This is a genomic window from Streptococcus sp. Marseille-Q7156 (assembly GCF_965119495.1).
This window is the reverse complement of sequence record NZ_CBCPLU010000001.1, coordinates 458,237-470,996: the sequence shown is the minus strand read 5'-3', so window position 1 is coordinate 470,996 and position 12,760 is coordinate 458,237. Positions and strand designations below refer to the sequence as shown.

The 12,760-nt window shown below is 41.0% G+C and carries 1 protein-coding gene; it reads right to left on the bottom strand.

The window, feature by feature from the left end; translation table 11 throughout:
* Positions 1–75: 75 nt before the first annotated feature.
* Positions 76–12,627: an Ig-like domain-containing protein gene (locus ACWPV5_RS02300; RefSeq protein ID WP_454382103.1), complete on the bottom strand. Its 12,552-nt coding sequence runs from the start codon at positions 12,625–12,627 to the stop codon at positions 76–78.
* Between the last annotated feature and the right edge of the window lie 133 nt (positions 12,628–12,760).

Genomic DNA, 12,760 nt, shown 5'->3' with positions numbered 1-12,760 from the left:
GGATAAAACAACTATCAGAATCAATCTAGTTCGTTGTTAGAACACAAAAGAATGAATGTTCATCTGACTAAATTTTTAGTCTTCGTTTTTCTTGCGAGCTACAAGTCCAAATCCACTCAATAGTCCAAGAAGTCCTAGAGATGCAAGAGCAGCATTTGATTCTGTTCCTGTATTTGGCAATACATTTTGAGAACCATTTGACTTAGCTCCATTATCAACAGTAGTCTTAGTATCTACCTGATCTGCATTCGGAGTAACTGCATCTGGAACTGGAGTTGTTGGTGCTGGTGCATCTTGACCAGAACCTCTATTAGTATCAGGTGTAACCGGAGTTACTGGAATTGTATTTGGATTTGTACTTCCACTTACTTTTCTGAAAATGTGGGTAATTACTGGTTCATTTTCATCAATCACAGTTCGTACAAATTCATATCCAGGAATTGATCCATGTTCCACATCCTTTTCATTACCTGTCTTAACGGATGGTTTCAATACATTTCCATCTTCATCAATCCAGCGAACCTCAATAGTTAATTCTGGTAAAGTGATTGGATCTGGTAATTCACCGTTCACTCCACCCTTGAATTCTGGTAATTCAACTGTTGGCGGTGCTATGAGTGTCATTTCTTCTCCGACTATATCGTGAGAAATTCCTATTTCTAGATCTGTAACCGTTGCGGTTCCATCGTCGCCTACAGTGACAGTCTTACCTGGGTTCTTCGCTTTGACCTTATCTTCCACTTGTTTTTTCTCTTCTGGAGTTAAGTGGGATTTGTCTTGAACAACAACCTTCTCATCTGGTTTCACTGGTGTGAAGCCTTCGTTAACTAGGTCTTTTCCTGCGATTGGATGACTGATCTTAGTGCTTGGATCTGTAACCGTTGCGGTTCCATCGTCACCTACTGTGACATCCTTACCTGGGTTCTTCGCTTTGACCTTATCTTCCACTTGTTTTTTCTCTTCTGGAGTTAAGTGGGATTTGTCTTGAACAACAACCTTCTCATCTGGTTTCACTGGGGTGAAGTCTTCGATAACTAGGTCTTTTCCTGCGATTGGATGACTGATCTTAGTGCTTGGATCGGTAACCGTTGCGGTTCCATCTTCACCTACAGTGACAGTCTTACCTGGGTTCTTCGCTTTGACCTTATCTTCCACTTGCTTTTTCTCTTCTGGAGTTAAGTGGGATTTGTCTTGAACAACAACCTTCTCATCTGGTTTCACTGGGGTGAAGTCTTGGTTCACTAGGTCTTTTCCTGCGATTGGATGACTGATCTTAGTGCTTGGATCGGTAACCGTTGCGGTTCCATCTTCACCTACTGTGACAGTCTTACCTGGGTTCTTCGCTTTGACCTTATCTTCCACTTGTTTTTTCTCTTCTGGAGTTAAGTGGGATTTGTCTTGAACAACAACCTTCTCATCTGGTTTCACTGGGGTGAAGTCTTGGTTCACTAGGTCTTTTCCTGCGATTGGATGACTGATCTTAGTGCTTGGATCGGTGACAGTGGCGGTTCCATCTTCACCTACAGTGACAGTCTTACCTGGGTTCTTCGCTTTGACCTTATCTTCCACTTGTTTTTTCTCTTCTGGAGTTAAGTGGGATTTGTCTTGAACAACAACCTTCTCATCTGGTTTCACTGGTGTGAAGCCTTCGTTAACTAGGTCTTTTCCTGCGATTGGATGACTGATCTTAGTGCTTGGATCTGTAACCGTTGCGGTTCCATCTTCACCTACTGTGACAGTCTTACCTGGGTTCTTCGCTTTGACCTTATCTTCCACTTGTTTTTTCTCTTCTGGAGTTAAGTGGGATTTGTCTTGAACAACAACCTTCTCATCTGGTTTCACTGGGGTGAAGTCTTCGATAACTAGGTCTTTTCCTTCGATTGGGTGACTGATCTTAGTGCTTGGATCGGTAACCGTTGCGGTTCCATCTTCACCTACAGTGACAGTCTTACCTGGGTTCTTCGCTTTGACCTTATCTTCCACTTGTTTTTTCTCTTCTGGAGTTAAGTGGGATTTGTCTTGAACAACAACCTTCTCATCTGGTTTCACTGGGGTGAAGTCTTCGATAACTAGGTCTTTTCCTGCGATTGGATGACTGATCTTAGTGCTTGGATCGGTAACCGTTGCGGTTCCATCTTCACCTACAGTGACAGTCTTACCTGGGTTCTTCGCTTTGACCTTATCTTCCACTTGCTTTTTCTCTTCTGGAGTTAAGTGGGATTTGTCTTGAACAACAACCTTCTCATCTGGTTTCACTGGGGTGAAGTCTTGGTTCACTAGGTCTTTTCCTGCGATTGGATGACTGATCTTAGTGCTTGGATCGGTAACCGTTGCGGTTCCATCTTCACCTACTGTGACAGTCTTACCTGGGTTCTTCGCTTTGACCTTATCTTCCACTTGTTTTTTCTCTTCTGGAGTTAAGTGGGATTTGTCTTGAACAACAACCTTCTCATCTGGTTTCACTGGGGTGAAGTCTTGGTTCACTAGGTCTTTTCCTGCGATTGGATGACTGATCTTAGTGCTTGGATCGGTGACAGTGGCGGTTCCATCTTCACCTACAGTGACAGTCTTACCTGGGTTCTTCGCTTTGACCTTATCTTCCACTTGTTTTTTCTCTTCTGGAGTTAAGTGGGATTTGTCTTGAACAACAACCTTCTCATCTGGTTTCACTGGTGTGAAGCCTTCGTTAACTAGGTCTTTTCCTGCGATTGGATGACTGATCTTAGTGCTTGGATCTGTAACCGTTGCGGTTCCATCTTCACCTACTGTGACAGTCTTACCTGGGTTCTTCGCTTTGACCTTATCTTCCACTTGTTTTTTCTCTTCTGGAGTTAAGTGGGATTTGTCTTGAACAACAACCTTCTCATCTGGTTTCACTGGGGTGAAGTCTTCGATAACTAGGTCTTTTCCTTCGATTGGGTGACTGATCTTAGTGCTTGGATCGGTAACCGTTGCGGTTCCATCTTCACCTACAGTGACAGTCTTACCTGGGTTCTTCGCTTTGACCTTATCTTCCACTTGTTTTTTCTCTTCTGGAGTTAAGTGGGATTTGTCTTGAACAACAACCTTCTCATCTGGTTTCACTGGTGTGAAGCCTTCGTTAACTAGGTCTTTTCCTGCGATTGGATGACTGATCTTAGTGCTTGGATCTGTAACCGTTGCGGTTCCATCTTCACCTACTGTGACAGTCTTACCTGGGTTCTTCGCTTTGACCTTATCTTCCACTTGTTTTTTCTCTTCTGGAGTTAAGTGGGATTTGTCTTGAACAACAACCTTCTCATCTGGTTTCACTGGGGTGAAGTCTTCGATAACTAGGTCTTTTCCTTCGATTGGGTGACTGATCTTAGTGCTTGGATCGGTAACCGTTGCGGTTCCATCTTCACCTACAGTGACAGTCTTACCTGGGTTCTTCGCTTTGACCTTATCTTCCACTTGTTTTTTCTCTTCTGGAGTTAAGTGGGATTTGTCTTGAACAACAACCTTCTCATCTGGTTTCACTGGGGTGAAGTCTTCGATAACTAGGTCTTTTCCTGCGATTGGATGACTGATCTTAGTGCTTGGATCGGTAACCGTTGCGGTTCCATCTTCACCTACAGTGACAGTCTTACCTGGGTTCTTCGCTTTGACCTTATCTTCCACTTGCTTTTTCTCTTCTGGAGTTAAGTGGGATTTGTCTTGAACAACAACCTTCTCATCTGGTTTCACTGGGGTGAAGTCTTGGTTCACTAGGTCTTTTCCTGCGATTGGATGACTGATCTTAGTGCTTGGATCGGTAACCGTTGCGGTTCCATCTTCACCTACTGTGACAGTCTTACCTGGGTTCTTCGCTTTGACCTTATCTTCCACTTGTTTTTTCTCTTCTGGAGTTAAGTGGGATTTGTCTTGAACAACAACCTTCTCATCTGGTTTCACTGGGGTGAAGTCTTGGTTCACTAGGTCTTTTCCTGCGATTGGATGACTGATCTTAGTGCTTGGATCGGTGACAGTGGCGGTTCCATCTTCACCTACAGTGACAGTCTTACCTGGGTTCTTCGCTTTGACCTTATCTTCCACTTGTTTTTTCTCTTCTGGAGTTAAGTGGGATTTGTCTTGAACAACAACCTTCTCATCTGGTTTCACTGGTGTGAAGCCTTCGTTAACTAGGTCTTTTCCTGCGATTGGATGACTGATCTTAGTGCTTGGATCTGTAACCGTTGCGGTTCCATCTTCACCTACTGTGACAGTCTTACCTGGGTTCTTCGCTTTGACCTTATCTTCCACTTGTTTTTTCTCTTCTGGAGTTAAGTGGGATTTGTCTTGAACAACAACCTTCTCATCTGGTTTCACTGGGGTGAAGTCTTCGATAACTAGGTCTTTTCCTTCGATTGGGTGACTGATCTTAGTGCTTGGATCGGTAACCGTTGCGGTTCCATCTTCACCTACAGTGACAGTCTTACCTGGGTTCTTCGCTTTGACCTTATCTTCCACTTGTTTTTTCTCTTCTGGAGTTAAGTGGGATTTGTCTTGAACAACAACCTTCTCATCTGGTTTCACTGGGGTGAAGTCTTGGTTCACTAGGTCTTTTCCTGCGATTGGATGACTGATCTTAGTGCTTGGATCGGTGACAGTGGCGGTTCCATCTTCACCTACAGTGACAGTCTTACCTGGGTTCTTCGCTTTGACCTTATCTTCCACTTGTTTTTTCTCTTCTGGAGTTAAGTGGGATTTGTCTTGAACAACAACCTTCTCATCTGGTTTCACTGGGGTGAAGTCTTCGATAACTAGGTCTTTTCCTTCGATTGGGTGACTGATCTTAGTGCTTGGATCGGTAACCGTTGCGGTTCCATCTTCACCTACAGTGACAGTCTTACCTGGGTTCTTCGCTTTGACCTTATCTTCCACTTGTTTTTTCTCTTCTGGAGTTAAGTGGGATTTGTCTTGAACAACAACCTTCTCATCTGGTTTCACTGGTGTGAAGCCTTCGTTAACTAGGTCTTTTCCTGCGATTGGATGACTGATCTTAGTGCTTGGATCTGTAACCGTTGCGGTTCCATCGTCACCTACTGTGACATCCTTACCTGGGTTCTTCGCTTTGACCTTATCTTCCACTTGTTTTTTCTCTTCTGGAGTTAAGTGGGATTTGTCTTGAACAACAACCTTCTCATCTGGTTTCACTGGGGTGAAGTCTTCGATAACTAGGTCTTTTCCTGCGATTGGATGACTGATCTTAGTGCTTGGATCGGTAACCGTTGCGGTTCCATCTTCACCTACAGTGACAGTCTTACCTGGGTTCTTCGCTTTGACCTTATCTTCCACTTGCTTTTTCTCTTCTGGAGTTAAGTGGGATTTGTCTTGAACAACAACCTTCTCATCTGGTTTCACTGGGGTGAAGTCTTGGTTCACTAGGTCTTTTCCTGCGATTGGATGACTGATCTTAGTGCTTGGATCGGTAACCGTTGCGGTTCCATCTTCACCTACAGTGACAGTCTTACCTGGGTTCTTCGCTTTGACCTTATCTTCCACTTGTTTTTTCTCTTCTGGAGTTAAGTGGGATTTGTCTTGAACAACAACCTTCTCATCTGGTTTCACTGGGGTGAAGTCTTGGTTCACTAGGTCTTTTCCTGCGATTGGATGACTGATCTTAGTGCTTGGATCGGTGACAGTGGCGGTTCCATCTTCACCTACAGTGACAGTCTTACCTGGGTTCTTCGCTTTGACCTTATCTTCCACTTGTTTTTTCTCTTCTGGAGTTAAGTGGGATTTGTCTTGAACAACAACCTTCTCATCTGGTTTCACTGGTGTGAAGCCTTCGTTAACTAGGTCTTTTCCTGCGATTGGATGACTGATCTTAGTGCTTGGATCTGTAACCGTTGCGGTTCCATCGTCACCTACTGTGACATCCTTACCTGGGTTCTTCGCTTTGACCTTATCTTCCACTTGTTTTTTCTCTTCTGGAGTTAAGTGGGATTTGTCTTGAACAACAACCTTCTCATCTGGTTTCACTGGGGTGAAGTCTTCGATAACTAGGTCTTTTCCTGCGATTGGATGACTGATCTTAGTGCTTGGATCGGTAACCGTTGCGGTTCCATCGTCCCCTACTGTGACAGTCTTACCTGGGTTCTTCGCTTTGACCTTATCTTCCACTTGTTTTTTCTCTTCTGGAGTTAAGTGGGATTTGTCTTGAACAACAACCTTCTCATCTGGTTTCACTGGGGTGAAGTCTTCGATAACTAGGTCTTTTCCTGCGATTGGATGACTGATCTTAGTGCTTGGATCGGTAACCGTTGCGGTTCCATCGTCCCCTACTGTGACAGTCTTACCTGGGTTCTTCGCTTTGACCTTATCTTCCACTTGTTTTTTCTCTTCTGGAGTTAAGTGGGATTTGTCTTGAACAACAACCTTCTCATCTGGTTTCACTGGGGTGAAGTCTTGGTTCACTAGGTCTTTTCCTGCGATTGGATGACTGATCTTAGTGCTTGGATCGGTGACAGTGGCGGTTCCATCTTCACCTACAGTGACAGTCTTACCTGGGTTCTTCGCTTTGACCTTATCTTCCACTTGTTTTTTCTCTTCTGGAGTTAAGTGGGATTTATCTTGAACAACAACCTTCTCATCTGGTTTCACTGGTGTGAAGTCTTTTGCTTGTGCCGTCACAGTAGTTGGTTCTGATGGATGACTGTCACCTTTCGTAGCTGTTGCTGTTACCTGACTTTTATCTTTTACACCTTCAGCTGGAATAAGGAGTTGCCCTGTACTTGAATCTACTGTTACACCTGCTGGCTTATCTGATGATGACCATGTTCCATTTTTATCTTTGACTACTGTTACAGTTTTATTTTGTTCTTTCTCATCAGTGTAATTAACCGTGACTTTATCTGCATCCCCTGTTGGCGTTACTGTAACTGTTCCATCACTTGGTGCTGTTGCTGTTGGAGGTGTTGGATTAGAATCACGTACTTTGAAAACTTTAGAAGCGTCTAATCGATCTGTACTATCGTCTTTATAGGTCACAATCACATTATTGCCATTAACTGTTACAGACTTAATTTTATCGCTAAAGGTTGGATTAGCTTGTTTTACAGCATTTTCAATTTGAGTCGCATCTGCATTGTCCAATAGAAGCGGTGTTCCTGGGGCTTGCGCATCATATTTTGATGTTTGTGATTTCCACACAAATTTAACGCGTCCTAATGCTCCTGTATCATCTGTGCGACCTACGTGATCATAGTTTGTATTTCCACTTGGATCTTCAGCAAATACATAACGAGTAATTGATTTTTCACCTGTAAATGGCTGATTATTAAGATTCCCACTTACTGTAATTGTTGCTGGTTGGTTTTCTGAAGTTGGTGTATCTGAATGTATTTTAGTCGCTGTTAGATACAATCCGTTGCTACTTCCACCACCCAAGTAACTGTTATCCTCTGCTCCTAAACCTCTTCTATCATTAGCCGCAAACACAAGATATGATTTAGATATTTTTCCAGAGTTATCTTTTACTTTGATTGTAATGTTATTTGTTTCTCCAGAATAAACATAAATTTCTTGTCTAGCTGGATTATCATAAGGAATTTCAACTGTTGGTTTAATCTTATCGTTTGATTCAACCAACTTATCTCCAGATATTTGATGACTAATATTTGTCTTCGGATCTGTTAATGTTGCAGTACCGTCTTCCGAGATGCTAATGTTTTTACCAGGGTTGCGATTTTGAACTTTAGCTTTTACTTTTTCTCTTTCTTCAGGTGTCAAGTTTGTTACTTTTGTAACAGGTGTCTTATCTGGAACTACTGGTACAAAATCTCTTTGTTGCGCTGTAACTATTTTTGGATCTGATGGTCTACTATCACCTTTTGTTGCCGTCGCTGTTACTTGGCTTCTGTCTCTAACTCCGTCTTCTGGAATTAATAAAGCTCCTGTTCTTGGATCAACAGTTACTCCTGCTGGTTTATCTGATGATGACCATGTTCCATTCTTAGCCTTAACTACGGTTACTGTTTTTTGAGCATTTTTCTCATCTGTGTAATTAACAATTACTTTATCAGCATCTCCTGTTGGTGTCACTGTTACTGTTCCATCACTTGGTGCTGTTGCTGTTGGTGGTGTTGGTTTATCTTCCCTAACTTTAACCGTTAATTGTATTTCTCCTGATTCTTTACCTTGACTATCAATTGCTTTGTATTTGACAATATACGTACCAGGTTTTCTAGAATTGATATCTTTTACATTATTTTGTCCATTTACTGATACAATCTCTGTTCGTACTTTAGTACCACGTGTTGCATCTTTATCATCTTCATAGTCAGCTTTTGTAACTAAAGTCTTAAGATCTATATTTTCTCCAAATTCTAATACTTTTTCATTTCCTGCAACTGCAGATGTAACGGTTGGGGCTTGGTTTGTAACTTGAATTGTTTTCCAATCAACTGCACTTGAATACTTACCTTCTGAAATATTAGCTATTGCCTTAGCAGTTCCTTCTGCAATGGATTCTTTCATCTCAATAGTGATGTTATTCGTAAATGTATCTTTCGATGTATTCGTAACTACACCAAGAGTTGGTTTAATAGAAACCCATGGACTATTAATATTTTCACGTTTTAGGCCTATCTCATGCGCCTTACCTGTTGCTTTATCTGTATAAGATACATAAACCATACCTGCATCGTGTGGGGCTTTTACTACTATATTTTTAGCTCCCGCAAATAGGCTATTTCCTCTCTCTTCAGATGGTTGAATTGTAGTTTCACCTAATGATACAGCCACATTCGTTGCATCACTTTCAATACCATCTACAATTTGAGTAACAGTGACTTGATCACGTGGCACTAATTGAGTTTGATTTAATTGATTACTATTTAATCCTTTAGGAAGTGTTACTGTCCACTTACCGTTATTACCTACTGTAACTTCATTAATTGTTACACCTGGTACTGTTACTTTTATCTTAGCACCTGGACGTCCTGTACCAGTTAATTCTCTATCTGTTGAAGCTACAGTTGGCACTCCTATACTACCTTTTGGATTTATTGTTGTATTATAAGTAGGTGCTTCTGGCTTAACATTGACTTTAACATCAATTATCTTATAAGGTCGTTTTTGTGTCGCATCAGGCTGATTTTGCCCTGTTTGAGACATAGGTAATGTTACTTTTACTCTATAGTTCTGTACACCTGGAGTATTTGCTATCAGTGTTTGTTTATTACCTTGATCATTTACCCATTCATAGGTTGTTCCAGTCGGTAAGTCCTCTGAGCCAGCTACCTTAGCTACAGCATCTTTTGCATTTTGTTCTGTTAAAGTAGCACCTTTTGAAACAGTGACTCTTGTTCTATTTGCTTCTACATCAAACACTTTATGTTCAAATGTTCCTGTATGTGCTAATTTTTGAGCATCATTAGGATTATTTGTAAATCTTCCATGATTGTACTTACCACTAAATGTATATGTTTTTGTGCCTACTGGATCTGCCTTAAGCATCTCTCTTAATTTTGATGCGCTTTGTTCCTGCTCACCATTTCGTTTAGCAACCCAAACCATTCCGCTTGGAAGGTTTCCTGTATTCACATAATAGCCAGATTCACTATTACCATGGTCCATACCTTTGAAATCATACACCGTACTGGCTATCGGGAATGTTGGTAATACTTTATAAGTTACCTCAACTTGTTGTGCTGGTGCATCTGGAAATGTTACAGTAACTGTTGTTTTCTTATCTCCAGCACTAGACGTGTCAAAGTTACCTGTAACTTGGACATTACTTGGTAGGTTAGTTGTTCCAGCTCCGTTTTGTAATAGAACGGTTTGTTTAATTTCCTCAGGAGTTAGTCTTTCCCCTTGTTTGATATTAATAATTGGTTGTTTTACTAACGGATAAGTAGCAACCTTAGCATCACTTGGTTGTGAGATATTTCCTGCTTCATCTGTTGCTTTTGCTGTTACATTTCCTGCTACTAGATTTGCTGTCGGCTCAATGGTCACTCTACCTTGATTGTCAGCTACTTTTTCTCCAATCTTATGATTTTTCGAATCAAATAGCTCTACCTTAGCCCTTGCTTCAGTTTGAACTGTGATAGGTGTTCTTGTTCCTGCTTTCCCTAATAATGGTGTTTCAATCGTTGGTTTACCTGGAGCTACATTATCTCGATTAACATTATCTCTTAATCGCATTTCTCGCTTGCCACCTGAACCCTCACCACGATGATTATAGGTCACATCGCCATTTTGAGCAATTGTTAGATCGGCAACTTCAATACCTGGATTAGCTTTTAAAACGGCTGCTTTTACACGTTCTTTATCAGTCGGAGATAAATTGCTTGGATCTTTCACAGGAACTTTGTCACTTCGTTTTAATTGACCGTAGCCTTCTACTTCTCCGGAAGCACGGGTGCCTGTATTCGACGTTATATCGCTATTCTCAGCACGTGTCACTACCCGATCACCGGCCTTAAACTGCTTACCTGCGGGCAAGGTGATAGTGATACTGCCATCTCCTTTTGGTGTGAAGGTTATTTTAGCGTCATTAGTTATTTGTTTATACTGATTATTAGCTTGTTTTTCAAACTTAATCGCTTTACCTTGAATAGATGCATAAACAATATCTGTCTTACCATTCGGTCTTAAGGTAACACTGGTATCTCCATGTGTAAATGGACTAACTGTAATTGGGTTTGGTACTGGAGCAGTTGCAACTTGAGGATTACTTGGGTCAGAAACATTTCCTGCTTTATCTCTAGCCTTGGCTGTCACATTCCCACTCGGAATGTCTTTGCTTGGAGTGATAAACGCTTTACCACTTGCGTTCGCTTCACCTCGACCTAGCTCTTTACCTCCATGGTCATATACAACAACTGATACGCCTGCTTCTGCATCTACCTCTATTTGAGTTCTAGTGCCAGCTTTACCCGTCAAGTTTGTTGGAATCCTTGGAGTTGCTGGCTTACTTACCAACCTTGTTCCAGTAGCAGCATATACATATGCCTGAGAGGCCTCGATAGCAGATCCCGCTTTAGTGGTTACAGCTATTGTCCCCGCTGTTTTGGCTTGGTCAGCCGTAACATCATCTTTCAAACGCATCTTAACGTGATATTTATAAGCATAATTTTGTTTAGGTGATACGTTTAATATATGAGAATAAGAGGCATTAGGAAGATTCCCATTTGGATTATTACCTAATCTAATGATACTATTTAATTCTTTATTATTTTTTAAATTTTTTAACATTGATTGTATCTGACTAGAATTTCTTCCAGCAGGACCACCATCAAACTGAAAAAGACCACCTGCGGCGCCCCATAAGCTTCGTGAACTGTCATCCTGAGTTTTCCCTGCGCCTAGAGAGACCGTATATCTTCCTTTCACTTGAGTAAAATCATCCGGATTCTGAGAAAGTATCCCTGTTCTTCCTGCCTTTTTTTCATAAAGTTCATAATAAGCTTCAGAAACAACTCCTATTGGATAATTGCCACCAACATTATATAAAAGATCACGAGGTGGGTAGAACCAAAATGCATTTCCAGTATTCCCATCCAAAGCTCGACCATCATTTTGGAAGTAAACTTCATAAGTAATATATTTCTTATTACCCTCCGTACTATATTTTGCCGTCATGAATGTTTTCTCAATTGTTCGGACACGTTGACCAGTAGTTGTTCCACCACCATTATATTTATCCTGTGATATATACTCTTTTACGTTACTTAACGCACCTTCCACGAGTTCACCATTTGCTCTAAAACCTGTACCTTGATCCATGCTTTTCCCATTACGCGGATCATGAGAACCTGAAGTCAAACGTGTTGTAGCATTTTTAACAGAAATAAACATTCTCTTCACACGTTTTGTCATTTCTTCAACTTCGTTCAGAGAAACTGTTGTATTTTCAAGGGCCCCTTGAGCCACTCCTAATAGTTCATTGGCTTTTTTAAGAACTTCTTTCGTAGTATCATGTTCAGGAACTTCTGAAATTGCTACTTTCAATTGATCAACAGATACTTTCAAAGAATCTTTTTTAGCTGATACAGTTTGATTCTCTTCGCTTGCTCTTACTTCAGAAGAAGGTTGGCTCGCTGGTTTTTCAGCCTCAGTTCCAGTATTACTTTCTCGAACCTCACTTGATTCTTTTACCGCATTAGATAAAGTAGCTAAATCAGTAGACAAAAGTTCTTTTAGTTCATTAATATCTTTTTGAACTGCATCAGCTTTATCTAGTAATGCCTGAGCTATCTGAACTCTTTCTTTTACAGAAGAAAGCACTGAGTCGTCAAGATTTAATTTAGTTGAAAGAAGAGAATTTAATTCTTCAACTACTGTTCTTAACTGACTTTTATCAACCGTATTACTACTATTTTCAACAAGTGCAGTTTCTTTATTTTCTAAAGAACTATTGACTACTTCTGATTTATTTTCAGTAGGTTCCTTAATACCCACAGGCGAGTTGCCCTTATCGTTAGGTTGTACTACACCCGCCGTAGATTGTGAATTGCTTCCGCTTACGGTATCTGCGCTAACAACGCGCGCACCTAAAAACATCAGTGCTGCAACAGCAACTGAAGCGGCACCGAAACTATATTTACGAATAGAAAAGCGCAACACCTTTTCACGTTGATGACGCTTTATTCTATTGAGTGAATTTGATTTATTTTCCATTGTCCCTCCTGATGTTAAAACACAAAATCAAATTTAAAAGCAATATTCCCACTAGGAATAAAACAATAAAAACTACTATGATGGATATTTGACATCACAGCTATTACAGCTATTACAGCTATTACAGCTATTA

Bases quoted from the DNA above. Each gene is read 5' to 3' on its own strand.
- ACWPV5_RS02300 (WP_454382103.1), bottom strand. From the start codon at position 12,627: ATGGAAAATAAATCAAATTCACTCAATAGAATAAAGCGTCATCAACGT.